This window comes from Streptomyces sp. NBC_01445 (assembly GCF_035918235.1).
Lineage (GTDB): Bacteria > Actinomycetota > Actinomycetes > Streptomycetales > Streptomycetaceae > Streptomyces.
In genome coordinates this window covers 113328-136087 of record NZ_CP109485.1, presented here as the reverse complement: position 1 = coordinate 136087, position 22760 = coordinate 113328, and the positions used below count along the sequence as shown (strand labels likewise).

Sequence of the window (22760 nt, the reverse complement as noted above, 5' to 3'; positions counted from 1 at the left end):
CGTCATGCGGTCCGACTGTCGCGGGCGGTCAATTCGGCCACGCCACGCTCCCGCACGGCCTGGTCGTGGAGGTCGCGGCGGGCACCACCAGATATTCGGTTGTCACCGTCATGAGACTGCGATGACGAGGCGGGGCGCCTCAGCCGGGAGGCGCCCCACCCTGCTGTCTCACCTCGGGGGATGGCGGATCACCGGGTACATCGGGTCGTGCGGCGCCTGGTGACGGGCCACGGGCAACACCCTTGCCGCCGACCGGTCGACGGATAGGGTGACCTGGTGCTTTCGAACATAGGTCCCCTTGGGCTGCTCTTCGTCACAGCAGCGTTCCTTCTCCTCATCGCGCCGACGGTGATCGCCTACCGCAGGAAGGTGGCACGCCTGTGGCTGGTTGTCGTGGTCAACCTGGCTGGCATCACGGGCGTGTTGTGGTTCGTGGCCCTGTACATGGCGATGACGATGCGCACCCGCGCAGCTGACATCACACCCCCGCACGTCCCGAGGGGCACCGCCCTGAGCTAGAGGCAAGGGGAGAGAGCAGCCGAATGACACTCAAAGGGACGCTTGGCCTCCACCGTGGTGGTCATGCCGTCCACGGTCGCAGCCGCGGAACGCCTGCTCAAGCTGGTCGGTGACCACGTACTCGCGCACGCGCTGCCCGGACTCGCCAAAGCAGCAGGCTGCGGCTGCTGGTGTGCGCGCCGTCGGCGGTCTCGGGTGGGCTCTGGCCGTGGTGGGTGTGCAGCAGCCGTGGCCCTTCGCCGGGCGGCTGGACTCTGCCGCGGGGTGCGCAGTCGGCGATGTGGCGGGGCAGTGGCGGCCTCGGCATGGGGCTAGCCGCGGCCCGTGCCTGTGCGTGGCTCGAAGGAGTGGGTCGCGGCGCCGTCTTGGTCGCGGCGCGGGCCCTGCAGCGTCCTGCCCGGAGGCGGTGCCGCGCCGGCCGTGTTGACGCGGGGGAGCGCGTAGGGGTGGTCCTCGGTCAGCCAGCGCATCATCCGCTCACGGACCGTGACCCTCACCGTCCAGATATCGTCCGCGTCCTTGGCCGTGACCAGGGCGCGCACCTGCATGGTGTTAGGAGTGGAATCCGTGACGGCGAGCCCGTAGTCGCGTCCGTCCCAGGCCGGGCACTCGCGCAGGATGTCGCGCAGCTTCTCGCGCATGGCCTCCACCGGCGCCGAGTGGTCGACGTGGAAGAAGACGATGCCGGTCATCTGGGCGCTGCCACGCGACCAGTTCTCGAACGGCTTCGAGGTGAAGTACGAGACGGGCATCGTGATCCGCCGCTCGTCCCAGGTCCGTACCGTCAGAAAGGTCAGGGTGATCTCGTCGACGGTGCCCCACTCGCCGTCCACCACGACCGTGTCGCCGAGGCGCACCATGTCGCCGAAGGCGATCTGCAGCCCGGCGAAGAGGTTCGACAGCGTGGACTGTGCGGCGACACCGGCGACGATGCCGAGGACGCCGGCCGAGGCGAGCAGCGAGGCGCCGGCCGCCCGCATCGCCGGGAAGGTGAGCAGCATCGCGGCGACCGCGACCACACCGACGATCGCGGACACCACCCGCTGGATCAGCGACACCTGGGTGCGGACCCGGCGGACCCGGGCGGGGTCGCGGTGCGCGGTCGCGTAGCGGGTGTACGAGGTCTCCACGATGGCGGCGGCGATGCGCACCACCAGCCAGGCCGTGGAGCCGATGAGGGTCAGCGTCAGGATCCGGCCGATGCCGATGGAGTGCTCCTCCAGCAGCTTGGCCTCCGCGTAAGACCCTCTGAGCATGGCGGTGCACAGAACGAGTTGGAAGGGGACACGGCCGCGACGGAGCAGCCCCCACAGCGGGGTCTCGTGGTGCCGGCCGTCCGCGCGTCGCAGCAGCCGGTCCACGGCCCACCCGACGAGCAGCGTGAGCACGACCGAGCCGCCGACGACGATCACCGGGCGCAGTACGTTCTCCATGCCCCCGACCGTAACCGGCCCGTCGCGGTCCAAACCTGGAGCCGGAAGCCGCCACGCGGGCCCGTGCGGCGTCGTCGGTCCAGGCTGGCCCCATGGAGCCCATGAACGTCATGCTCCTTCACTCCACCTACGGGCTGCGGCCGGCGGTGCGCGCCGCGGCGGACCGGCTGCGTGCCGCGGGGGCACGAGGTGTGAACACCCGACCTCTTCGAGGGCCGCACCTTCGACACCGTGGAGGAGGGAATGGCCTTCAACGAGGAGATCGGCAAGGACGAGCTCCTCAAGCGCGCCGTGCTCGCCGCCGTGCCCTGCTCCGAGCGAGGCCTGGTGTACGTGGGCTTCTCCGTCGGCGCGTCGATCGCGCAGACCCTCGCCCTGGGCGACGACAGGCCCGGGGACTGCTGCTCCTGCACGGCACTTCGGGCATCGCGGAGAGCGCCTCGGTGGACGAGCTGCCGGTCCAGCTGCACGTCGCCGAGCCGGACCAGTTCGAGACGGACGACTGGCTGAGCGCCCGATACGAGGTAGAGGTAGCACCCCCGACACCCGAAAGATCACGTCCCCGCGCCTGCTGCCCGCGCCCGCTCGCTGCCCCGCGGGGTTCCGGCATTCCGAACCCGGCCGCCATGTACCGGGCCGCGCACGCCTGGAGGAACGAGGGGTCACTGACACGGGCCGCGATCTCACCCACCCGGCCAGCCGCCGCACACGCCACCACCCTTGCTGCCCGTGGCCGATGTGCCCGGCGCGTGGCGTGGGGGAGGGGACGGTGAGGCTGTCGGGCTCGGATGGTCGCCGTCTGGTCGGACACGTTCTTTCCCCGGGTTTCCACGCCCCCACAGCCACCTGTACCGCCCGCCGGCCCGGCTGGTCCCTGACCGTGACCTGCTCCTGGCAGCGGACCTGCCGGATTGTCAGTGGCCGTCCCTAGACTGCGAGTTGACGTCATCTGCTGGATCCTGAACCCATGCACACTTTCAAAACTAACTCTATCGACACCTCGATAAGGGCATGCTTATGATGCCCTGCATGAAGAGTTCGACGTTCGTCATGGTCCATGTCGGCCAGAGCACTGAAGCCCAGCGCAACCTCGTCCACGGCATCGAGACACTGTCCTGGGGCTTCCCCGAGGAAAAACCCGAATACAGGGACGCCCACCCGCAGTTCGCGCTCCTGGCCACCGGAGCCTCGCCGCGAGTCCAGCTCGAGAACTGGCTTCAGGACACCGCAACGCTCTACCTCTTCCAGGTCCGCGGCGGCTTCTACGAGGGCCGGTCCTGGCACTGGCCCGACGAAGAGGCCGAGCGGCGCCTGAAGTACCCCCAGCGCTTCGGCATCGAACCCCTCGCGCGGCTCGAGAACATCCCCCTGGGCCCCAAGGGACCGCTCACCGAAGCAGGCAGCGACGCCATCCGCCGCTCAGGCACCGACCGGGGCATGGGCAAGCTCGTTCAGATGCCGGCCCAGCGCCTCCTGGAGCTGGCCAGGATCCCCTTCGACCCCGACGAGCCCGAAGACGTGCCCCTGGACAAGTCACCGGGCTTCACGGCGGAACAGGTGGAGGGCAAGAAGAAGCCCCAGCGGCGCCGCCGCGGCGCCGGCTACATCTCCGACCCGAAGAAACGCAAAGCCATCGAACTGCACGCAGAGAACCACGCAGTTGCCCACTACGAGAAGCACGGCTGGACGGTCGAGAGGCTGGGCAAGCCCTACGACCTGCGCTGCACCCGCGGCACGGAAGAACTCCATGTCGAGGTCAAAGGCACCACGGGAGCCGCGACGAGCGTAGAGCTGACGATCAACGAGGTCCTGCACGCCAGGGACAAGGACAACACCGTCGACCTCTACGTCGTCAGCGACATCAAGGTCGATACCCAGACCGACCCCTACACCGCCAGCGGCAACAAGATCACGCTCTTCACCGACTGGGAGCCGGCCGAGGAGGACCTGAGGCCCCGCAAGTACGAGTACCGGCTCCCGGACACCACCGGCTGACCCCCGCGGGGCCCGGTCGCGGCAAGAGAAGCCCAAGGGCTTGACGCCCAGACACCTGCCCCGCAGCGCCAGGCTGCCACGGGTGCCTGATCAGACGGGGCGCCCGGCGACAGCTCACTTCGATCACTGCCCGCGCCAGGTCCCGTTGTGGTTCGTGTGGGACGGGGATGCGGTCTGGGTGTGCGCGAGCGTGACGTTGGCGATGGTGCGTAAGGTGCGCATAGATCCGAGGGTGCGCCTGTCACTGCCGGACACCTTCGATGTCGTGCTGCTCCAAGGTGCGGCGCAGTGCTTCACGCACCGGGACGTGCCGGTGGACGCAGTGGACGCTTTCGCCGGCAGGTTCGGCTGGGACCCACGCGTGGTGGACGGCCCCTTTGCGTATCTGCGGATAGCGCCGAAGGTGGTAGGTGCTTGGTGCGGGGGAGCCGGAGTTGAGCGGCAGGGTCATCATGCGTGACGCGCTTGGCTGCAGTGGTGGCTGCCGTGGCCGGACGCCCTGCCTGTAGTGGACCTCCCGCTCGCGGTGCCGGTGCCCGGCTATTTGCCGGCGTCCTCGGCGATGGTGTGGGCGACGAGGGCGTTGGCGTGGCCGTGGCCCACACCGTGTTCGGACTTGAGCCAGTTGACGAGCTCCATGTGCTTGCTGAGGGGGGCGGCGCGGATGAGCTCTTTCCATTCGGCGATCGGGCGGCCGTACTTCTTCTCGATGGAGGGGAAGTAGCTGGCAGGGCCCTTCACTTGGGTGGCCACGGGTGTCCTCGTTTCCTGTCTGGATGATCTTGATGCTGTCGATGATTCATTGGAGCGGCGGTCGGCACCGGTTAAAGGTTCGCCGGGGTGGTGGTCAGGCGGGTCGTCAGCGCGGTGGGTCACAGCAGGCCGAGACCCGCGCCGGCGGTGATGGCCAGGACGGAGGCGGCGGGGGCCGCGAAGCGGCGTGCTGCGCTGCCCTGAGCGTCTGGGTCATGCACGAGCCTTCCTCGCGTGGTGGTGTCTTCATCTGACCGACGGGAACCGGCAAAGTCATCGGTCTGGACAAGGTGCGCTAGATCACGAGCACCTCGTCCGATCGCACGGAACACGCCTCGCCCGCTACCTCGCGGGCCACCCAGCCCGATCCACGGGCCAACTTCACCATGCTGTCCCCGACACTCGAAACCGACGGGTTCGGCAGATTCCTGAAGGATGCCGGTTCCCAACCCGGGAGGAGAGGCCGCCTTGTCGCACCCTGTCTCGCTTGGGGTCGGCTCCGGAACCATCGCTCTTGTGGCGGGGCCGGGAAATCTGCCGGGGCCGTGGTCATCGGGATGTAGCCGGTGCCTCAACTGCACGGACAGGAGGGCCGGTTGAACCGCCGGTGGGGTCGGGTACCGTTGTCGGGGTGTCTGACATCATGCGGCCGTGATCACTGCGGACGACAACCTGCTGGCCAGCCTGGACGAAGTGCACTGGTCGAAACTGAACCATGCCCACGGGACGGCCGCCGATGTTCCCGGCCAACTGCGCGCCCTGTGCGCAGACGACGAGCAGGCACGACAGCAGGCCAGGCGTTCCAGTCGGCGGTGTAGCCGTCGCGGGTCTTCTTCGGCCGGCTGCCCTCGACGTGCCGGGGCGCGTCGCGGTCGAGCCGGTCGAGGCGTGCCTCGGTCTCCGGGGCGAACCGTCCGGGAGCCGGGACGCCGAGCTGACGGGTCGTGGTGCTCACACTGACCGACAGGTCCGTGTTTGTCATGCACGCCCCTGAGTGACCGTCATGCCGCTTCTTCCGTACCAGGATTCGTAGCGTCTGGATCCCGGATATGTGAGCTTATCCGGAGTCCAAGGGGTGGTGTCCGCTCCGTCCGCCCCGAAGTGGGCGCGGGCTGCAACCGGCGGCGCGTCAGCGCAGTCTTGATCGTGCATGGGCATGCTTACACCCCGCCGGCGCTACTGAGCGCCCGTCTCCTGTGGCCAGGTCTTCACGACCAGCCACTCCCCGGCGGGGCCGGCCTGCTCCTCGAGGACGATCCGCATGTCCTTCAGCCCGCTGTACTCGCCGATCCACGACCGGAACTTGCGGTCCGCGACTGCCGCGTCGAACCAGGTGCCTTCCATGACCATGCGGCCGCCCGAGAGGAGGGTGAGTCGGTACTGCGTCTGATCATCCACAGGCGCACTCTGCCACGGGCCTGCGATGCGCCGACGGCAGCCCGCTACTGCGTGGCGGCGACGATCAGCACGATCGCCACGACCGCGACGAGAAACCACCACGGCGGCGCCGACGAGCTGGGCCGGCGAGTCCACCGGCCCCGATGGTCCCGCGGCTGAACACCCCTACGCCTCGCCATGCCCGTCCCCCTGCCTGCCGGTCTGTCGCTCCAGGGTCGGGGGGGGAGGGCGCACGGCAAGTGGGCGAACTGGCCCACGGCGGACGCCCGAAGGTCATCGACGACGACATGCTGCTGTTCGCCCGCGAAGTTCACCTTGGGGTCAGTCACGCACTGATCCTCGTGATCTACGTCCCGGTCCGGGTGGCCCGAGGCGCCCGCGTCGTGAGGCGTCCCCCGAACGCCGGGCCCTCAGCGGCGGCCAGCCCGGGGAGGCTCGTCTGGGTCAGGGAGATGTGAGGTTATCCGGGGTCCATCCGGTGGCGTGGATTCGATGGCAGCTCCGGCGCCGGCGATTCTGTGCCGCCGCGGCGGGGGGTTAAGGCGGTTCGTTTACCGCACGACGGGCGGGTCCTGATCCTCGTCGAGCAGTTGGTCGAGTTCCGCGTCGGCCTGTCTCGACTGTGCCTCACTGCCGAAGGGCATCATGGCGTGGCTGCGCTCGAGGTAGAGCAGCAGCGCCTGGTGGTCGATGTGGATGCGGGCCTCGCCCACCTCGTTGCGGACTCGCAGCAGGACCCCGAGCGGCGAGCTCTGCTCTGCCACGGGCTCCACGGTGATGTCTCCTATGCCCGCTGTACCGGTGAGGCCGGCGGACAGCAGGTCCCGCGAGATGACCCAGCCGGCGCTGCCGTGGCCGGGCCGGGACACGGTCAGGCCGACGACGAGCGGGTCGTCGGTGGAGTACCTGAGCGTGATGTCGCACCGTTCGCGTTCGCCGCCGGGCAGGGTGACGAACCCCCGTGCGATGCCCTCGAGTTGTCTGTCACTGTCAGGACTCACCCTGGCCATTCCCTTCCCCGTTGCGGCACGCCGATGACTCGTGCGTCATCGCACGTACGTCTCGAAGATCGAACCTAGCCATGCAGCCGGGCATGTCCTCGACACCGGCCGGGTTGGGCGCCAACCCTTCGCAACATGTTCGGAAAGGTTCACACACCACCTCACAGCCGCATCCCAACGACGTGTGAACTCGGGCACGACGGCAGAGCGATCCGGTGCGTGGATGCCGCGCATCGACGCACTGGCTCTGCCTTGGCGAAGGCGCGTCATGCCAACTGCGGTGCGCTACCGACGCGGTGCGTAGCACCGCGCCGGTGAAGGCCTACCCGGCCGTGGCGGACGGTGCGGTTACGGCATTCCGGTCGTGGGGTTCACGGCAGACCGTTATGAACTGGACTTGTTGCGGGTGACTCCGCCGCGTTGGCGCAGGGTGACGCCTGCCTCGGTGAGGATGTGGTGGACGAAGCCGTACGAGCGTCCTGTGCTGTCGGCGATGCTCCGGATGGAGGCGCCGCTTTCGTATGCGGTCTTCAGCTCGGCGGCGAGCTTGTCGCGTGCTGCACCGGTGATCCGCTTGCCCTTGTCCACAACCTCTCCTTCGCTGCCCCGTCCAGAGGGCGATCATCGCGCACCCTGTCGGCGCCCGTCAGGGATTCACTGATCTCGCTGCCTGGGCCGGGTGCGTCGTCAGGATGTGGGGGACACGGCGCGGGCCAGGGGTTCGAGGTCGCCGTAGAGGGCGGCGTGCAGGGCGGCGGCCAGTTCACGGGCCAGTCCTTCGCTGTCCACGTCGTGCAGGACGAAGTCGACGGGGCCGGCGGAGGAGTCGGGGCGGATCTCCCGGGAGCGGATGAGACGGGCGACGGCCTCGCGCACGGCGTCATGGGCGGTGGTGGGGATGGTGTGCTGCGGGGCGGTGAGCGCGTCGGCCTTGACCGCCCACTGCGGGCCCTGTTGCTCGACCGCGATGAACACGACGCGCTGCTCTTTGGCCGCCTTGCACGCCGCGTTGAAGGCGTCCATGCCGGTTGCGTCCGGGATCCGGTCGGCGGGGCAGGGCGTCGGCAGCGGCTCCATGACAAGCATCCTCCCAGGAGACAGACGCAGGCGCCGCGTGGCCCCGGAGCGTGTCCCCTCGCGGGTCAGGCCGGGCGTTGAGATGGTGCGCGACAACGGCCCCGGTTCCCCTTCCCCGGACCGCGTGACCGACAGCCCTGGCCGCGCCCCTTTGGGTGCACGGAGGGCTTCATGCCGGGGCGGGGTTCTGGCGAACCGGCCGAGGTGATGGACTGGTGGGGCTGCCCAAGCGGCGGGGCCCCAACCTCGGTGCCACCAACGGGCAGCCTGGAGCGCGGCGCCGACGGGGGTGGCGCCTGCGGCCTCGTGGGGGTGCGGTGCGGGCGCGGTGGGGGCCGGGCCCGCACCGCGCGGACCAGTACATCGCCGCACACGCGACCGAACAGCCGCCCTCTCGGCGCCCCGATCACCGGCCCCGGCGTGGCCTGGACGTGCGACGCGACCGGCCCAGGACAGACCGTGAGCTGCCGTAACGCCGCCCGACTGTCATCCTGGAAGGCCGTACTCCCTCCAGCCCGCCCGACGGAGTACGGCCCAAGGACACGGCGAGCGGAGGCCATCATGCTGACCAGTCACAGCGTCGACGGCGACGCCCTGCACGTGACGCTGCACCACAACGTCGACGTCAACACCCGGGCCGCGGCCGCCGTCGAGATCGAAGCCCTCGTCCACACCCACACGCCCCGCCGCGTCACCGTCCAGGTCCCCGCCGGGGAACCGACGCCCGCCACACTCAGCGTCCTCGTCCGCGCCCATCGCACGTGCAAGAGCCTCGACATCCCCCTCAGCCTGACCGGAGCCACCACGGCGACACAACGCCTCTTCGCCACGAACACCGCCTAGAAGCCTCCCCAGCCAGCAAGTCCGTTGCCCCGGGCAGGGATGGGCCAACCCTGCCCGGCCGGTCCAGCAGCCTCGGTTACCGGGCAGGTCGGCGAGGCTGCCGGCCGGTACAGCGGGTGCGGGGATGGGGGGAGAGGGACCCGCACCACGCTGGCCTATCGGGTGGGCCACGGGCAGTTCTCTGCCAGCCTGACCCACTCCCGGTCCACCTGCCCCGGCACGACACGCCCCTGCGCACTCCACCGGGCGGCCAACGCCGCAAAGATCGGCTCACCAGGCGGAGGCGGAACCGTTTCCTCGCGGCCGGTGACCGGAGCGGGCTGGGTCGTCGTGGTCACGCAGTTCTAACGCGCGAATCCGCCTGTGGTCACCGTGGCGGCACCGACGCGATCGGCGAGGGCCTGGCGGCCGTCGCGTACGCGCTGCTGGACGTCGCGCATGCCATCCGGGAGAACACCGAAGCCCGCCAGCAGTAGGGGAGCGGCCCGGCAGCAGCATCGGCCGGACATAGGGCGCACCGCCGGGCCTCTCCGCGCAGCGGAGGCCAGCGCGCATCCCCGGCTCGGCTGCCGCAGGCTGGCCCTGTGGAGTACCCCGTCGCTGTCGCCCTCGCCGAGGCCGTGCCGACGCTGCCCCGCGGTAAGGGTTGGTGGTACGAGATCAAGTTCGACGGGCACCGCACCGTGATGTGGCGCGATGCCGAGACTGTCCGGCTACAGGCCAGGTCCGGGCGGGCGGTCACCTCAGCGTGGATGGATCTGGCCGTGACCGGCATGAACTCGCTACGCCCCGGCACGGTCCTCGACGGGGAGGCGGTGGTCTACAACGAAGGGAGGGGCGACTTCGCAGCCGCGCAGTCCCGCGCGGCCTCCGGCCCGGCCCGCGCCCGCGAACTCGCCGCGGTGCTCCCCGCCTCATACGCAACTGGAGTACACGCGAGTTCTTCAAGCGTGCTCACAGCGCGACCCCATCACGCCTTCACAACACCGCGTCCGTGTGGTTCTCCAGGGCGTGCAGGAGCCGGCCCTGGAAGTCCTCGTCCTGTGCCGCGGGGTGCGGGGTCTGTGTCTGCTGGTGATACCAGTAGCCACCGGTGGGCGGGGTTGCCTCGGGGTGGGTGGCGAGCCAGGTCTGGGTCCGGTGTCCGGCGGCCAGGTCGTCCGGTGCGCCGGGACCGCCCATGCGGGTGGGGACCCAGCCGGGGTCCACCGCGTGGCTGGACGTGCCCTGCCAGCGGTGTGCGACGGCGAGCGCGAGCGTGGTGACCCAGAGCTTGGTGTCGTCGTAGGAGGCGGTGCCCTCGCCCAGCCGGCGCAGGTCGGTGGAGCCAGTGCGGTGCATGGAGCTGCTGAGGTAGATGAGCCGGTCCGGCTTGTCCATCAGGGCCGTCAGCAGATACGGCGCGACCACGTTGACGGTGACCGCTTCGGGGGAGCGCATGACGCCGGCGTTGTGGATGACGGTATCGAAGCGGCCGAACTCGCCTGCCTGCCGGGCGACATCGCGGATCTCGTCCGGGTCGGAGAGATCCCCTGTGACGACGCCCTTCCAGCGCGCGGTGTCTCCGGCGTCGGCGAGTCGGGCCGTGTTGCGGACGTGGACGACGACGTCATGCCCGTCGCCGGCCAGCGCGTCCGCCGTGTCGCGCCCGAGCCCGCTGGAGGCTCCGGTCACCAGGATCAGTGCCATGTCCCTCATCTCCCGTCTGTGGGGTGTCCGTGCCGGCACCCGGCGCGGACATGCGCTGCCGCTTCGTGATCGACGAGAAGACCTTTGCATGAAAAACGGGCGAGCGCGGGTGGGGTGTCAGCTGCTGAAGACCAGTTCCGCCTGGTCGCGGCGCGTGGTGTGAAGCTCCCAGTAGACGGGGGAGATCTCCTCGGCCTGGGCGACCGGGTGGCCGGGCATGACGGCGGCGCCGATCGACACGTCGATGGCGACGTGTGCGGCCTGGACTCCGGTGCCGTCCAGTTCCTTGTGCAGGTTGACGGCCCAGTTGCGCAGCGCCGCCGCGGCGGCGTTGACGTTGCCGATCATAGGAACGGGGTCGAGCGATCCCGCCCCGGTCGTGAACAGCAGGGTGCCCGCGCCTGCCTCCCGCATCGCGGGCAGCACGACGCGGGTTGCGGCGATGGCCCCGTACAGCTGGAACTCCATCTCGTGCTGAACGTGTCCCGGGTCGGTCTCGGATGGTGCGGTCATCGCGGTGGAGCCCAGGCCGCCCACCGGCGAGTACTCCAGAACGTCGATGGAACCGAAGTGCGCGGCGGCGTCCTTGAGCGCCTGGGTGAGTGCGTCGCGGTCGAGTACGTCGGCGGGGAAGGCGGCGGCGCTGATGCCTTCGGTGGTCAGTTCACCGGCCAGGTTCTCGAGCTTGGCGCGATTGCGGGCGATCAGCGCGACCTCGTAGCCGTGCGTGCCGAACGTGCGAGCAATGGCGAGACCGAGCTGGGGGCCGGCGCCGACGATGGCGATGGTGGGCATGAGGGGCCTTTCGTGAAGGTGGACATGATGGAGATGGATAGGGCTATCCGTTTCGGATCGATCCGGAAAGCCCTATCCGGTTCACGATCGACGGTAACACGGTAATCGGATAGGGCCTTCCGTTTTGCTAGCCTGACGGGCATGACCTCCCGAGACCCCGACTCCGCAGCCCCGCCCAAGCGCAGCGACGCGGAGCGCAACCGGGGGCGGATCATCGCCGCCGCGCGCACGGTGTTCGGGTGCCACGGACTGAACGCGTCGATGGCCTCGGTCGCGCGGCAGGCCGGGGTGGGGATCGCCACCCTCTTCCGTCACTTTCCCGGCAAGGAGGAGCTCGTCGTCGCGGTCTTCGCGGACCGCATGGAGGTATACGCGCGGGCCACCGCCGACGCCCTGGCGGCCCCGGACCCCTGGGACGGCTTCACCGGCTACATCCAGGAGGTCTGCGCGATGCAGGCCGCCGACCGCGGCTTCGCCGACATCCTGACCATGAGCTTCTCCGACGCCCAGGAACTGGAAGCGCTCCGTGCCCAGGCGTACCAGGGCTTCCTCGAACTCATCGGCCGCGCCAAGGACAGCGGGCAGCTCCGCGAGGACTTCACCAGCCGGGATCTCGTCCTGCTGCTGATGGCCAACGCCGGCGTCCTCAGCGCCACCGGCGACGCCGCGCCGGACGCCTGGCGCCGCGTCGTGGCGTGGATGATCCAGTCCTTCCAGGCCCCATCCCGCGGACCGCTCCCGGACCCGCCGCAGGACGCCGCCCTGTACGAGGCGATGCGCCGCGCCAGCCATGGCGTCAGCTCCCGCGAGACCGGGAAGCGGCACTGATCGATCGGCCGGAGCCGTCGATCGGCGTGCGGGAGTGGGCGCAGCTCGTGCGCGCCCGCACTGATCTGACCCCTCCGACATCCCCGCGCTCGGCACCGTTCTGAGGTGACAACCCGCCCACCAAGCCAGCAAGATGCCGAAGTTCAGTGCAAGTTCGACTCGTTCGCGCTTCAGGATTCCGCGAACCCGCGCGCTTCCGTGTGGGACCTCCTCGCCCACCCCGAACTCGGCGACGTCTGCAGCCGCCCGTACACCGAGCGGCGCGCTCTCCTGCTCGACCTGCTCCACGACGTGTTGCCCCCGATCCAGGCCGTACCCGCGACAGATGATCCGGACGTCGCGCAGCTCTGGTACGACACGCTTCAGGCCTAGGGCATTGAGGGTGTCGTCTGTAAGCGCGCCACGTCCCCGTACCGGGCCGGGCGGATCTGGAAGAAGGTGCGGCACTCGGACACCGTCGACGCCGACGTCGTCGGCTACATCGGCCCGGCATCCCGGCCCCATCGTGTGGCGGTCCGGCTGCCGGACGGCAGCCGCGTGCTGTCGCAGGCGCTGACAGCTCCCGTCGCTGCGGAAATCGCCCGACACGTCCTCGCCGCAGGCCCGGGGCGCGGGGCGCGGACGTCGGCCGGCGAGGCCTACGTGACGACCAGCCGCGGTCTCGTGGTGGAGGTTCTCGCGGGGACGACCCGGCACGCCGTGGTGACGGTGACGCGCGTCAGGTAGCGCGGCCGGCAGAGGTCCGCGGTGCGAGTAGCTACCTATTCAGACGGGCTTTGCGCTAGCGGAAAAGCGAGCGCCCAAGCTGGCTGTCTCGTCATTGCACAGGGCCAGCGGCACAGCTGTCCTGTGACAGTGAACCTTGAGTGCGTGCCATCGAAGTTTGTGTGGTGCAGGAGGGGGCCGGGTGAACTCCTGCACGCTCTGTTCGGCGCGGCCGCCACCCCAGGCACTGAGCTCGCCGTTGCAGCCCTCGCCGGAGACGTCCCACAGAGCCGTATCCGCGCCCTGGCTCCCGCCTACGTCGCCAGCCTCAACCACTGACCATCTGCGCCCCTAAGAAGCCGTATCTCAACCGAACAGGATCGCTTGATTTCTGCTGGTCAGGCATGGTGTCGCTCGGAATGAGGGAGGCATCCGGCGTCTTGTTTCCGCTCCGTGAGCGAGGGGTGCGCGATGACGTCGGTGCTGGGAATGCTGGAGGAGCGGGAGACGGCTGCCCGGGTGCGGGTGGAAGGGCTGCGGGAGGAAGTCGCCCGGTTGTCTGGGGTGTTGGAGGCTGCCGAGATCGATCTGGACCGGCGGGTGATCGCGCGGGAAGAGCTGGTCGAGGCCCTGGCAGCCTCGGCTGCGGAGACCACCGCCGTGACCGAGGCCGAGGCGGAGCAGGAAACCGTGCCCTCGCCCGTGCCGGGCTCGATCGTGCCACCTTGGCGCGAAGGGTTGCCGGTGACGGTGCTGGCGCCGGACTACCAGCGGATCCTGGGCGTGCTCGACGAGCGGCAGCCAGCGGGCCAAGGACCGCTGAAGGCCAAGGAAATCACGGTGGAGCTGGGCCTTCAAACGACGTCGGCGAAGGTCGAAGGGGTGCGCTCGAAGGCCAGGCGCCTGGCGGAGCGCGGGTGGCTCGTGCAGGAGACGTCGGGGATGTTCAGCGCCGCCCGGCGGCCCATGGCCGTGCCAGACGCCGCCCCATCCGCGTGACCATCGACCACCGGATCATCGCCTCGCTGCTGGCCGGCAACGTCTCGTAGTCCCGGGCCAGCCGGCGCGAATGCATCAACCACGCGAACGTGCGCTCCACCACCCACCTGCGCGGCAGCACCACGAAGCCCGTGGTGTCGTCGGTGCGCTTGACGACCTGAAGGGTGAGCGCGAGTTTCTGCCGGCACCAGTCGACCAGGCCGCCGGTGTAACCGCCGTCTGCCCAGACCAGGCAGATGTCACGGTGCAGGCGGCGCAGCCGCTGCAGCAGGCCCACCGCGGCATCCCGGTCCCCGACGTTCGCGGCGGTCACCGCGACGACCAGGAGCAGACCGAGGCAGTCGGTCACGATGTGCCGCTTGCGGCCGCCCACCTTCTTCCCGCCGTCCCAGCCGCGCGAGACGGACGGCACCGAGGCCGCGGCCTTCACCGACTGCGCATCGATGATCCCCGCCGTCGGCTCCGCCTCACGGCCCTCCCGCTCACGCACCCGTCCGCGCAGCCGATCGTGGAACTCTGCGATCAGCCCGTGCTCGCGCCAGCGGCGGAAGAAGGCGTAAACCCGGCCCCAATCAGGGAAGTCCACGGGCATCGCCCGCCAGGAGATCCCGCCCGCGACCAGATAACGGACGGCGTCCAGCATCTGTCGATGACAGTAGCCCTCGGGCTGCCCGCCCCGGCCCTGGAGCCAGGCCGGCACCGGCAACAGCGGCCGGACGGCCGCCCACTCCGCGTCCGACATGTCCGAGGGATACCGGCGTTCCCGGTCCGGATGGTCGGCCGCGTTGCCGTACACATGCGCGAGGCAATCACACGATGGAGCAGCCGAGTTGAACTGAACGGGCTCGGACGCGTACAACAACGACACCAGGGCCTCCCGGCACTGCTCGGTTAGATTCGCATCCCCGAGCTACCGAGAGGCCCTGTCTTCATGCACGTACAACGGGAAGATCACCCCGACGGGAAAACCGTTCGACCCACACGTTCCATGATCGGTTGAGATACGGCTTCTAAGTGAGTGTCTGGAAAGGCGGGATACCGGCGCTAGAGGCCCAGACGATCTGCAAGGGTCGGGGATCGACGGATGAACAGGCTTCCCAGGCCATGGTGGAACCTCAGCCCGACCTCATAACTACTCCGCAACGTTGGTGCTGTTCGGGGGATTGAATACGCAGAACTCGTTGCCCTCCGGGTCGGCAACGACGATCCAGCGAAAGCCGTGTTCGCTGAGTTCTTCAGAGAGCCTCGCAGCGCCGAGCCGTTCGAGGCGATTGACCTCGGACACCAGTTCTGCGGTGCCAAAGTCGAGGTCAAGGTGCATGCGGTTCTTGCCCTGCTTTGGTTCTGGGACGTGCTGCAGGAGAAGGGTTGGTGCAGGAGCGGGCCCGACCAGGCTTAGGTAGGGAGGTCCGTGGAAGCCGCGCCGGTAGTCCAGCGGGGCGAGCGCGGCGAGCCAGAAGTTGGCTTGCGCTTCGGTGTCGACACAGTCCAGCGTCACAACGATCTGCATGGCGGAACGGTAGGAGGCCTGGTCCGCCCTGGCGATCTATTTTTCGGCAGCACCCGAGGTGGTGCTGCCGCTCTTCAGGCCCAAGCATCCTCTGCGAGCTCTTATGCCGTTGAGTCCTTTTTCGACCAGCCCTTGCGAGGACCGCTGCGGGTGATCCTCCGGGTCATCAGGGTGATGAGTGCCCAGGTCAGGTGGGCTTCGGAATGTTGTGGCAGACGTTCGTAGTCGCGGACGTTGCGCCGGGCCTTCATGATCCAGCCGAGAGTGCGTTCGACTCTCCAGCGGCGGGGCAGGAGCACGAAGCCTTTCGCGCCGCGGGGCCGGGAGACCGTTTTCAGGGTCATGTTGAGGAAGTCGCCGGACCAGTTGATGAGCTGGCCTGCGTAGGCGGAGTCGGCCCAGACCTGTGTGATCTGGGGTTGCACGACCCGCAGGCGCCAGAGGAGTTCGCGGGCCGCGTCGCGGTCGGTGGTGTCGGCGGGCGTCACCGTGATCATCACGGGCAGGCCGAGGGTGTCAACGGCGATGTGTCTCTTGCGTCCGTTGATCTTCTTCCCGGCGTCGAAGCCGCGGGTGGCCTTGGATACTGTCTCGGCCGCTTTGACGGACTGAGAGTCGAGGATCAACGTCACGGGCCAGGGGCATCGTCCCTGGCCCGTGCGGATCTGTCGGCGGAGCTGGTCGCGCAGGAAGGCGATGACGCCGCGGCGGTGCCAGGCCGCGAAGTGGTAGTAGACGGTCTGCCAGGGAGGGTAATCGGCCGGTAGCGCCCGCCATTTGACGCCGTTGTCGACGACGTAGCGGATCGGCATCCGCTACCGTATCGCCCGTAAGGGAATTGAGCCGTCCACCCACCTAGGACGCCACCGTTGGGTCGTTGAGAGAACAGTCTCCTGGCTGGCCGGATGCCGCCGCCTGCACCGACGGTACGAACGCAAGGCTGAACACTTCCTGGCCTTCGTGGGTCTTGCCGCGGCCCTCATCGTCTTTCGCTGACTCACTAGGCACTGATGCCCCACCTGTGACACGGCACGATGGGCCAATGGCATCCACACCAGACCCGCTTTGCTGGCTGCACCCTCACGCTGAAGTCCGTCCGTCTCCCGTTGCGGGTTCGGGCTTGTTCGCCAATGCGCCCATCGCAGCCGGAACGGTCGTGGCCCGGCTGGGCGGCCGGCTGGTCTCCCACCAGGAACTACAAGACCTCTTCGCCGCCGCCGGGCTTGACCCGGGCCGCCCTTACATCGACACCATCGCTGTGACCGAGACCATGCATCTCGTCCTTCCACCCCGCAATGAGCAGTCCATCGGATACAGCAACCACGGCTGCGACCCGAGCCTGTGGTGGGAAGGTCCGTACACCCTTCTCGCCCGTCACAGCATCGCACCGGATGAGGAACTGACCAGCGACTACGCCACCAGTACCTGGGATTCGCAGTTCGTCCTGGCATGCTCTTGTGGCTCACCGACCAGCTGCCGAGGAACCGTCACCGGCAACGACTGGAAGCTACCGGAGTTGCGGGCACGCTACGGCAACCACTGGGTACCAGCGCTCCTGTCACGTATCGCTTCAACCACATAAGGAGCCAAAGGAAACAACGCCTAAGCCTTCGGCAGGTGGCTGTGTGGGTGAGTCGCGACGTCGTTTCGACGCGGGTTGGGGAGTCGCACGCTCATGCGGACAGCCGATGTACGCGAGAACGAGTCGCCCCGTGCAGCCGGCCAACGGCTCAACCAGTCACCTGGTGGGCCACGGCTTCCATCAGGCGAGGGATTCTCTGAGGGACCGGCACCAGATACTCGTACACCAAAGACATCGGCGCGATCACACGGTGCCGGGCGTCCGAGCCGACGACGTCAATCACCAGCTCCCAGCCCGTCGGCAGAGTATCGTCCAGGCGTGCCCGGCAGGCGCCACCATACGTCTCCAGCAACACCACCGTGACGAACGCGGACAGGTCTGTGTGCAGGGCAATCCAGTCCTCCGCCTCGAACTCGTCGAGTGGCAGCCTCTGCACGTAGCCGTCCAGGACGCCGACTGCGCTCAGTGGGTCAGCGTCGAATTCGAGCGCAGCCTCCGCGCTGCCGAACTGCTCCACCAGCCCCCGGACCGCTGGCCGACAGCCGCTCATGAACTCGTCGATGCCGATCACAGCCCGAGTCTGCCATGCAGATTCAGCCCCCTTGCTCTCAACCCGGAGGGGAGCGAGCGACGGCCGAGTGAGGGTGCGTTGTCGTTGCTCGATTCCGGCCAGGACTACCGCGCTGCGAGGACCGGCAGTCCGACGCCCGTGCCCAGCGCCGTACGGTTGCGGCCGCCGTCGACGCCGCGATGCCTGGGCCTCAGAGGCGGAGCGCCGCACGGCAGTTGCACCAGGACGTGACCGCCGAATCGTGGGCCAAGGTCCGCAGGTGTTGGCGCTCCTTGCTTTCGGAGATCCCCAACACTGCATGACGCCTGCCTGAAAGCCCCGGCCCTGGTGCGCGGCATGTCCCAGGCCTTCCTCAGCGATCACGGCATAACTTCTTCCTCGAAAGAGGACTGTCCGTAACTGGCAGCGCCATGCGTCGTCTCACCAGGAAGTGAGTCATGCCTGTTCAGGCCCAGAGATTCGGTTTTGGTATGCCGTGGGAGTCGCTCTACGGATACAGCCAGGCAATCCAGGTCGGTGACGTGGTGTACGTGTCTGGGCAGGTGTCCCATGACCGTGACGGCAACTTCGTGGGTGCCGGCGACTTTGAGCTCCAGGTCAAGACCACGCTGGCCAATCTGGACCTGGTGCTGAAGCACTTCGGGGCCGAGCGCAGCCAAATCGTGGAGAGCACGGTGCTGGTGAGGAACCTGCGGGAGAACTTCGACACGACGGCACGCCTTCACGCCGAGTACTTCGGGGAGTACCGGCCCACCAGCACGGTCATGGGTGTCTCTGACCTGGCGCTACCGGACCAGTTGGTGGAGATCGGCGCGCTCGTGCGTCTCGACGTGAAGCCATGGGTCACCGACGGAAGTCAGTGACCTGCGAGAACGCGGCGCCAGACGTGTGGGGAACCCGACGTAGATCTGTGGCGATTCCCTGTCGGCTGTTGCTGGTTCGGGTGCTCTGGAGCGATCAACCTGTGTGGTCAGGACGTGGCCTTGTCCCGCAGGAACCGGGCGACCTCGGTGAAGTCGGCCATGGGCAGGCCTTCGGCGGCGAGCAGACCGACCTGGGTCAACACCGCGGCCTGGTCCCAGTAGAGCCGTTCGCTCTCCATCAGGCCGTCGCGGAATTGCACCACCACGACCAGCGGCACTTCGACGGTCCGTCCGGTCGGGGCGAGTCCGGGCAGCAGGAACGGGATCTCCTGGTCGTGCGGCATCCGCATGATCGTCTCCTCGACGAGGAAATCGCTGCCCACCGACCGGTCCACCGTCTCAGCGGTGGTGTTCTGCGGAATGCCGGGAATGAAGATGTCGCGGTAGTAACCCCGCAGGTAGTTCTTGCCGAAACCGCCGCTCATCGTCGGAAGATGCATCACGCTGGCGTCCTCCACCATCGTGGTCACTGCCAGGTCGGCGTCCTTGATGACGAACTCGTACGCCGTGTGCTGCTCCCACAACGCGACCATTTCCGCTTGGTTCACGATGTCTCCTTCAAAGATCCGTTCCGCCTGCCGACGGGGCTCCTCGTTGATCAGCCCCAACGACCAACGAACACCCCCAAGGACGGGATGCGATCTCGGTGCACGGCTGTCGCACGCCTGCTCCTTCCGAGTCCGGGGCCGGCTCGCGACCGGCATCCCGTCACCTCATGTGTCGCGTTTCGTCGCTCGCCCGCCATAGGTCGGAGTCGGCCTGGCTCCCTCATTCATCTGTCGGGCTGCCGTACCTGTCGTGCCGCTTCTGGCCGCAGCAGCGGCCACTAGCGTGGGTCCAATCAGCACTCACGAATTAGGAAGTCGCCATGTCCTACCCAGAGCCCCGCTACCTCGGAGACAGGGGCCAGACCAGCGCACTGTTCCGACCTGCGCCCCCGCAGCCCGACACCGGCTCGGGCGGCACCGACATCAGCTATGTGGCCAAGCGGGAGAACACCAACGGCGAGTTCGGCCTGTACAAGATCGACATGGCGCCGAAGACCATGGGTGCCAGGGAACACTTCCACCGTACGATCTCCGAGTCCTTCTACGTCCTGTCCGGCGAGGTCCGGCTCTACAACGGCGAACGCTGGGTCACAGGGGGCGAGGGAGACTTCCTCTACGTACCGCCCGGCGGGCTCCACGCTTTCCAGAACGACAGCGACGACCCCGTGTCGTTTCTGCTGCTCTTCACACCGGGAGCTCCCAGGGAGGAGTACTTCGAGAAGGTGGAGGAGTACTCACAGCGCAGCCGCGAAGAGTTGAAAGCCTTCCGGATCAGGCACGACCAGTACAACACCACCGACATGCTCGAGGGCTAGGCTGCCGCCGGGTACTGCGGTCCCCGCGTTACATGCCCGAAAGCGGCCGGGCCGGTGCGGCCTGTCAGCCCCTGGCACCTCAACATGTCGGCGATGCGTGTGCCGGTCGCGGGCTGCGCAGGCGACGTACGGCTGAGCGGTGCGGCTGATCCAGGTGAAGGCCTCCGTTCCGCTGATTGTGGCCGGAGCGGGTGGGAGCTGGTGGTCGTCCACGTTCGAGATCTGCAGCGTGCTGCTGACGTCCCTCGCTGCTCCGTTCTGTTTGTCGTGACAGCGAACCTGGCGCCATCGAATATTTACGCGCGTGACATCGAGGTTTGAGTGGTGCAAGAGGGGTCGGGTGATCAGGCCCGGGGCGTGGCGGTGCGCTTTATGGCGATCATGGCGGCGTCGTCGTTCAGGTGTCCGCCGACGTGGTGCAGCAGGTCGCGGCGGAGGCGGTCGAGGAAGGCGTCGGGGTCGTTCTCGGTCCAGCCTGTGATGCGCTCGGCGAGCGGGTAGAAGGTGCCGGTGGAGTCGCGGGCCTCGGTGACGCCGTCCGTGTACAGCAGCAGAAGGTCTCCCGGCTCGAACGGGAAGCTGTCGACGCGGTAGCGCGGATGCGATAGTTCGCCGAGGCCCAAGGGGGGTGCGGGAATACGGGCGTCCATGGTCGTAGGCCGGCCGTTACGGAGGACGATCGGCGGCGGGTGACCGCAGGAGATCATCTGGACCCGGCCGCCGTGGTCGGGGATGTCCAGGAGGGTGGCGGTGATGAAGGTTTCTCCGTAGAGGCTCGTCTCGCCCGGCTCCATCAGGTCCCAGCACACGCTTCGGTCGAGGTAGGCCACCAGCTCGCCCAGGCTCGCCTGGCGGTGGGCAGCGCCGCGGAACGCTCCGAGCAGCAGGGCTGCGTCATTGACCGCGGTCAGCCCCTTCCCCCGCACGTCGCCGATCATCAGCCGCGTACCGGAGGTGGTACGTGCCGCCGCGAACAGATCCCCGCCAATCCGGGCCTCGGCCTCCGCGGCGAGGTAGAGGGACGCGGCCCGCAGCGGTCCGAGCTGTCGGGGCAGCGAAGGCAGGACCACACGCTGGGCGGTCTCGGACACGTACCGCACCTGCATCAGCTCTTTCGCCCGGCGGTCCCGCACCACGCAGAAGATGACGAGGCAGATTCCCACCAGGATCAGGGCGATGATCTGTGCCTGGTGGTTGGACGAGAGCATCGCGTCAGGATCGCGCACCAACCCGATGGTCGTCTGTGCGATCACCGCCAGGGCAGCGACCAGGCCCACCGTTCGGGGTCCGCCGAACGACGGGGTGATTGCCGGGGCTGCGACGAGCAGCGGCCCCAGATGGATGTCGGGCGGCGCGAGAATGTCAATTAGGGACACCGCGACGATCCACGCGACGGGGATGGCGACCAGCGCCCGGCTCGCACGCTCCGGCTGGCGAAGCCCTGCAGATCGCTGTGCCATGACTCCTCTTTACACCGCCCCCGCTCGACTCGCACTGGTAGAGACGGGGGAGTGCGTCGCCTGCCGGAGTCGTCGCCGACTCATCCTGTACGTGCCGTGGGCGGTGAGCCGTCATAGTGTCGAAACATGTGAACGCTTGCGGCCGGACTCTGCGGGTGCGGGACGGGTCAGCTCGGCGTGGGGTCCGTTCGGCGGCGGCTGGCAAGGGCGAGCAGCGCACCTGCGGCCAGGAGAATGGCGAGGGCCGCGTATCCGTAGGTGAGGGTGGCGGCGGTGGCCACGCCGGCGACGAGCAAAGGGCCGCCGGCGTCGCCGAGTTCGCGGCCGAGTTCGGCGGAGCCCATGGTCTGGCCCATGTGCTCCTCCGGGGTCGAGGCGGCGAGGGCGGCGAAGCCGAGCGGGGTGATCAGTCCGGTGCCGGTGCCGATGAGGGCGGCGGCCAGCAGAACCCCGGGCAGGCCGGGCAGCATGGCGGCCGCGAGTCCGGCGGCGGTGATGAGCAGTCCGGTGAGAAGACCTGTACGGGTGGTCAGGCGTCCGGCGTCGAGGGCGCGGCCGGCCTTGGGCTGGACGATGGCCGCGGTGGCGGCGAGGACGGAGACGGCGGCGCCGGTGGCCACGGTGCCGAGCCCGGCTGCGGCTCCCGAGACGGGGAGGAAGCCCACCCCGACGGAGAGCGCGGCGGTGGCCGCGGCGAGCGCCGCGGTGGGGGCGAGGAAGGACCGGTCGGCCAGGCGCCGCGCGAGGTCGGCGACCGTCTGCCGCTTGCGGGGCAGCGGCGGAACGACGGGCACGGCGAGCGCGGCCCACACGGCAACGACGGCTGCGCACAGGGCCATCACCGTGAACAGCAGACGCAGGCCCCCGGCCCAGACGAGGACGCCGCCAAGGAGCGGGCCGAGGGTGTAGCCGATGGACTTGTAGAACCCGTAGCTGCCGAACGCACGCCCGCGCTTGGCAGCCGGGTTGAGGCGGGCGACCAGGGCGGAGGCCGAGGGGGAGAACGCGGATGCCGCGGCGCCCTGGCCCAGGCGGGCCGCCCACAGCCAGCCGGGGCTGTCGGCGATCGCGTACAGCGCGGAGGCGGCGGCGAAGGCGATCAGACCGCCGAGGAGGACCGGCTTGCCGCCGATCCGGTCGGCGAGCGAGCCGAAGACCGGCTTGAGTATGACTTCCGCGCCGTCGTACAGGGCGAGCAGGCCGCCCAGGACCAGGAGCGAGGTGACGGCGTCCTCGGACAAGCCTCCGAGGTTGGCGGCGATGCCGTGCGCGCCGAAGGCGGTGGTGAACCCGGCCGCGTACAGCGGCCACATCGC

The 22760-nt window shown here is 68.6% G+C and carries 27 protein-coding genes and 4 pseudogenes; 15 read left to right on the top strand and 16 right to left on the bottom strand.

Features of this window, described 5'->3' with window-relative positions; translation table 11 throughout:
• The first annotated feature begins 276 nt into the window (after positions 1 to 276).
• On the top strand, positions 277 to 519 hold the full coding sequence (locus OG574_RS00650) for a superinfection immunity protein (RefSeq protein WP_326771343.1): 243 nt from the start codon (positions 277 to 279) through the stop codon (positions 517 to 519).
• Between the two features lie 311 nt (positions 520 to 830).
• Here the strand turns inward: OG574_RS00650 and OG574_RS00645 are convergent, their stop codons facing one another.
• Complete coding sequence (locus tag OG574_RS00645; RefSeq protein ID WP_326771342.1) at positions 831 to 1952, bottom strand: mechanosensitive ion channel family protein; 1122 nt, start codon at positions 1950 to 1952, stop codon at positions 831 to 833.
• A gap of 101 nt (positions 1953 to 2053) precedes the next feature.
• Here OG574_RS00645 and OG574_RS00640 point away from each other — a divergent pair.
• Together OG574_RS00640 and OG574_RS00635 are read left to right on the top strand one after the other, a co-directional pair.
• Positions 2054 to 2473 (top strand): annotated as a pseudogene (locus OG574_RS00640) (dienelactone hydrolase family protein); the annotation flags it as partial.
• A 508-nt stretch (positions 2474 to 2981) separates the two neighbouring features.
• A complete protein-coding gene (locus OG574_RS00635; RefSeq protein ID WP_326771341.1) occupies positions 2982 to 3947 on the top strand; it encodes a protein NO VEIN domain-containing protein in 966 nt (321 codons plus the stop codon).
• A gap of 540 nt (positions 3948 to 4487) precedes the next feature.
• On the opposite strand, the gene OG574_RS00630 is transcribed toward OG574_RS00635, so the two are convergent.
• Positions 4488 to 4700 carry a DUF4287 domain-containing protein gene (locus OG574_RS00630; RefSeq protein WP_326771340.1) on the bottom strand — a complete coding sequence of 71 codons (213 nt, stop codon included), beginning with the start codon at positions 4698 to 4700 and terminating at the stop codon, positions 4488 to 4490.
• Positions 4701 to 5876: 1176 nt separating this feature from the next.
• Positions 5877 to 6098 (bottom strand): hypothetical protein, encoded by a 222-nt coding sequence (locus OG574_RS00625; RefSeq protein WP_326771339.1) that lies wholly within the window; start codon positions 6096 to 6098, stop codon positions 5877 to 5879.
• A gap of 239 nt (positions 6099 to 6337) precedes the next feature.
• Between OG574_RS00625 and OG574_RS00620 the strand changes: the two genes are divergently transcribed.
• Positions 6338 to 6556 carry a hypothetical protein gene (locus OG574_RS00620; protein WP_326771338.1) on the top strand — a complete coding sequence of 73 codons (219 nt, stop codon included), beginning with the start codon at positions 6338 to 6340 and terminating at the stop codon, positions 6554 to 6556.
• A gap of 93 nt (positions 6557 to 6649) precedes the next feature.
• Here the strand turns inward: OG574_RS00620 and OG574_RS00615 are convergent, their stop codons facing one another.
• From OG574_RS00615 to OG574_RS00605, 3 genes are all read right to left on the bottom strand, one after another.
• Positions 6650 to 7099: an SsgA family sporulation/cell division regulator gene (locus OG574_RS00615; protein WP_326771337.1), complete on the bottom strand. Its 450-nt coding sequence runs from the start codon at positions 7097 to 7099 to the stop codon at positions 6650 to 6652.
• A gap of 384 nt (positions 7100 to 7483) precedes the next feature.
• The gene (locus OG574_RS00610; RefSeq protein ID WP_326771336.1) at positions 7484 to 7687 is read right to left on the bottom strand and encodes a helix-turn-helix domain-containing protein; all 204 of its coding nucleotides are present in this window, start codon (positions 7685 to 7687) and stop codon (positions 7484 to 7486) included.
• Positions 7688 to 7786: 99 nt separating this feature from the next.
• Positions 7787 to 8176 carry a hypothetical protein gene (locus tag OG574_RS00605; RefSeq protein ID WP_326771335.1) on the bottom strand — a complete coding sequence of 130 codons (390 nt, stop codon included), beginning with the start codon at positions 8174 to 8176 and terminating at the stop codon, positions 7787 to 7789.
• A gap of 561 nt (positions 8177 to 8737) precedes the next feature.
• Between OG574_RS00605 and OG574_RS00600 the strand changes: the two genes are divergently transcribed.
• Positions 8738 to 9019 carry a hypothetical protein gene (locus OG574_RS00600; RefSeq protein WP_326771334.1) on the top strand — a complete coding sequence of 94 codons (282 nt, stop codon included), beginning with the start codon at positions 8738 to 8740 and terminating at the stop codon, positions 9017 to 9019.
• A gap of 344 nt (positions 9020 to 9363) precedes the next feature.
• On the opposite strand, the gene OG574_RS00595 is transcribed toward OG574_RS00600, so the two are convergent.
• Positions 9364 to 9528, bottom strand: coding sequence for a hypothetical protein (locus OG574_RS00595; protein ID WP_326771333.1), 165 nt, complete (start codon positions 9526 to 9528; stop codon positions 9364 to 9366).
• A 75-nt stretch (positions 9529 to 9603) separates the two neighbouring features.
• On the opposite strand from OG574_RS00595, the pseudogene OG574_RS00590 reads away from it, so the two are divergent.
• Positions 9604 to 9873, top strand: a pseudogene (locus tag OG574_RS00590) (ATP-dependent DNA ligase); the annotation flags it as partial.
• A gap of 124 nt (positions 9874 to 9997) precedes the next feature.
• Here the strand turns inward: OG574_RS00590 and OG574_RS00585 are convergent.
• On the bottom strand, positions 9998 to 10708 hold the full coding sequence (locus OG574_RS00585; protein WP_326771332.1) for an SDR family NAD(P)-dependent oxidoreductase: 711 nt from the start codon (positions 10706 to 10708) through the stop codon (positions 9998 to 10000).
• A 117-nt stretch (positions 10709 to 10825) separates the two neighbouring features.
• Complete coding sequence (locus OG574_RS00580) at positions 10826 to 11503, bottom strand: SDR family NAD(P)-dependent oxidoreductase (protein ID WP_326771331.1); 678 nt, start codon at positions 11501 to 11503, stop codon at positions 10826 to 10828.
• A gap of 141 nt (positions 11504 to 11644) precedes the next feature.
• On the opposite strand from OG574_RS00580, the gene OG574_RS00575 reads away from it, so the two are divergent.
• From OG574_RS00575 to OG574_RS00555, 5 genes are all read left to right on the top strand, one after another.
• On the top strand, positions 11645 to 12331 hold the full coding sequence (locus tag OG574_RS00575; RefSeq protein WP_326771330.1) for a TetR/AcrR family transcriptional regulator: 687 nt from the start codon (positions 11645 to 11647) through the stop codon (positions 12329 to 12331).
• 105 nt (positions 12332 to 12436) lie between these two features.
• On the top strand, positions 12437 to 12703 hold the full coding sequence (locus OG574_RS00570; RefSeq protein ID WP_326771329.1) for a hypothetical protein: 267 nt from the start codon (positions 12437 to 12439) through the stop codon (positions 12701 to 12703).
• Between the two features lie 66 nt (positions 12704 to 12769).
• Positions 12770 to 13057 carry a hypothetical protein gene (locus tag OG574_RS00565; RefSeq protein ID WP_326771328.1) on the top strand — a complete coding sequence of 96 codons (288 nt, stop codon included), beginning with the start codon at positions 12770 to 12772 and terminating at the stop codon, positions 13055 to 13057.
• 144 nt (positions 13058 to 13201) lie between these two features.
• Positions 13202 to 13375: a hypothetical protein gene (locus OG574_RS00560; RefSeq protein ID WP_326771327.1), complete on the top strand. Its 174-nt coding sequence runs from the start codon at positions 13202 to 13204 to the stop codon at positions 13373 to 13375.
• A 132-nt stretch (positions 13376 to 13507) separates the two neighbouring features.
• Positions 13508 to 14035: a hypothetical protein gene (locus OG574_RS00555; RefSeq protein WP_326771326.1), complete on the top strand. Its 528-nt coding sequence runs from the start codon at positions 13508 to 13510 to the stop codon at positions 14033 to 14035.
• Here the strand turns inward: OG574_RS00555 and OG574_RS00550 are convergent.
• The 3 genes and pseudogenes from OG574_RS00550 to OG574_RS00540 form a co-directional block, all read right to left on the bottom strand.
• Positions 13983 to 14777: an IS5 family transposase gene (locus OG574_RS00550; RefSeq protein ID WP_326771325.1), complete on the bottom strand. Its 795-nt coding sequence runs from the start codon at positions 14775 to 14777 to the stop codon at positions 13983 to 13985. The genes OG574_RS00555 and OG574_RS00550 overlap by 53 nt on opposite strands.
• A gap of 390 nt (positions 14778 to 15167) precedes the next feature.
• Complete coding sequence (locus OG574_RS00545; protein ID WP_326771324.1) at positions 15168 to 15545, bottom strand: VOC family protein; 378 nt, start codon at positions 15543 to 15545, stop codon at positions 15168 to 15170.
• A gap of 116 nt (positions 15546 to 15661) precedes the next feature.
• A pseudogene (locus tag OG574_RS00540) lies at positions 15662 to 16351 on the bottom strand (IS5 family transposase); the annotation flags it as partial.
• A 4-nt stretch (positions 16352 to 16355) separates the two neighbouring features.
• Between OG574_RS00540 and OG574_RS00535 the strand changes: the two are divergent.
• Positions 16356 to 16541: pseudogene (locus tag OG574_RS00535) on the top strand (transposase); the annotation flags it as partial.
• Positions 16542 to 16665: 124 nt separating this feature from the next.
• Positions 16666 to 17127: an SET domain-containing protein-lysine N-methyltransferase gene (locus tag OG574_RS00530; RefSeq protein WP_326771323.1), complete on the top strand. Its 462-nt coding sequence runs from the start codon at positions 16666 to 16668 to the stop codon at positions 17125 to 17127.
• Positions 17128 to 17275: 148 nt separating this feature from the next.
• Here OG574_RS00530 and OG574_RS00525 read toward each other — a convergent pair whose 3' ends face one another.
• On the bottom strand, positions 17276 to 17698 hold the full coding sequence (locus tag OG574_RS00525; RefSeq protein ID WP_326771322.1) for a hypothetical protein: 423 nt from the start codon (positions 17696 to 17698) through the stop codon (positions 17276 to 17278).
• Positions 17699 to 18168: 470 nt separating this feature from the next.
• Here OG574_RS00525 and OG574_RS00520 point away from each other — a divergent pair, with 470 nt between their 5' ends.
• Positions 18169 to 18561, top strand: a complete 393-nt coding sequence (locus OG574_RS00520; protein WP_326771321.1) for a RidA family protein — start codon at positions 18169 to 18171, stop codon at positions 18559 to 18561.
• A gap of 107 nt (positions 18562 to 18668) precedes the next feature.
• Here the strand turns inward: OG574_RS00520 and OG574_RS00515 are convergent, their stop codons facing one another.
• A complete protein-coding gene (locus tag OG574_RS00515; protein WP_326771320.1) occupies positions 18669 to 19169 on the bottom strand; it encodes a nuclear transport factor 2 family protein in 501 nt (166 codons plus the stop codon).
• A 320-nt stretch (positions 19170 to 19489) separates the two neighbouring features.
• On the opposite strand from OG574_RS00515, the gene OG574_RS00510 reads away from it, so the two are divergent.
• The gene (locus OG574_RS00510) at positions 19490 to 19984 is read left to right on the top strand and encodes a cupin domain-containing protein (RefSeq protein ID WP_326771319.1); all 495 of its coding nucleotides are present in this window, start codon (positions 19490 to 19492) and stop codon (positions 19982 to 19984) included.
• Positions 19985 to 20328: 344 nt separating this feature from the next.
• On the opposite strand, the gene OG574_RS00505 is transcribed toward OG574_RS00510, so the two are convergent.
• Positions 20329 to 21444, bottom strand: coding sequence for a PP2C family protein-serine/threonine phosphatase (locus OG574_RS00505; protein ID WP_326771318.1), 1116 nt, complete (start codon positions 21442 to 21444; stop codon positions 20329 to 20331).
• A gap of 167 nt (positions 21445 to 21611) precedes the next feature.
• A complete protein-coding gene (locus OG574_RS00500; RefSeq protein WP_326778318.1) occupies positions 21612 to 22757 on the bottom strand; it encodes an MFS transporter in 1146 nt (381 codons plus the stop codon).
• Positions 22758 to 22760: the final 3 nt, after the last annotated feature.

What these genes read in the sequence shown, in the direction of transcription:
- OG574_RS00580 (WP_326771331.1), bottom strand. Translation starts at nt 11,503, where the DNA reads ATGCCCACCATCGCCATCGTCGGCGCCGGCCCCCAGCTCGGTCTCGCC.
- OG574_RS00520 (WP_326771321.1), top strand. Translation starts at nt 18,169, where the DNA reads ATGCCGTGGGAGTCGCTCTACGGATACAGCCAGGCAATCCAGGTCGGT.
- OG574_RS00575 (WP_326771330.1), top strand. Translation starts at nt 11,645, where the DNA reads ATGACCTCCCGAGACCCCGACTCCGCAGCCCCGCCCAAGCGCAGCGAC.
- OG574_RS00635 (WP_326771341.1), top strand. Translation starts at nt 2,982, where the DNA reads ATGAAGAGTTCGACGTTCGTCATGGTCCATGTCGGCCAGAGCACTGAA.
- OG574_RS00545 (WP_326771324.1), bottom strand. Translation starts at nt 15,545, where the DNA reads ATGCAGATCGTTGTGACGCTGGACTGTGTCGACACCGAAGCGCAAGCC.
- OG574_RS00500 (WP_326778318.1), bottom strand. Translation starts at nt 22,757, where the DNA reads ATGTGGCCGCTGTACGCGGCCGGGTTCACCACCGCCTTCGGCGCGCAC.
- OG574_RS00550 (WP_326771325.1), bottom strand. Translation starts at nt 14,777, where the DNA reads ATGTCGGACGCGGAGTGGGCGGCCGTCCGGCCGCTGTTGCCGGTGCCG.
- OG574_RS00510 (WP_326771319.1), top strand. Translation starts at nt 19,490, where the DNA reads ATGTCCTACCCAGAGCCCCGCTACCTCGGAGACAGGGGCCAGACCAGC.
- OG574_RS00555 (WP_326771326.1), top strand. Translation starts at nt 13,508, where the DNA reads ATGACGTCGGTGCTGGGAATGCTGGAGGAGCGGGAGACGGCTGCCCGG.
- OG574_RS00595 (WP_326771333.1), bottom strand. Translation starts at nt 9,528, where the DNA reads ATGTCCGGCCGATGCTGCTGCCGGGCCGCTCCCCTACTGCTGGCGGGC.
- OG574_RS00645 (WP_326771342.1), bottom strand. Translation starts at nt 1,952, where the DNA reads ATGGAGAACGTACTGCGCCCGGTGATCGTCGTCGGCGGCTCGGTCGTG.
- OG574_RS00605 (WP_326771335.1), bottom strand. Translation starts at nt 8,176, where the DNA reads ATGGAGCCGCTGCCGACGCCCTGCCCCGCCGACCGGATCCCGGACGCA.
- OG574_RS00505 (WP_326771318.1), bottom strand. Translation starts at nt 21,444, where the DNA reads ATGGCACAGCGATCTGCAGGGCTTCGCCAGCCGGAGCGTGCGAGCCGG.
- OG574_RS00600 (WP_326771334.1), top strand. Translation starts at nt 8,738, where the DNA reads ATGCTGACCAGTCACAGCGTCGACGGCGACGCCCTGCACGTGACGCTG.
- OG574_RS00585 (WP_326771332.1), bottom strand. Translation starts at nt 10,708, where the DNA reads ATGGCACTGATCCTGGTGACCGGAGCCTCCAGCGGGCTCGGGCGCGAC.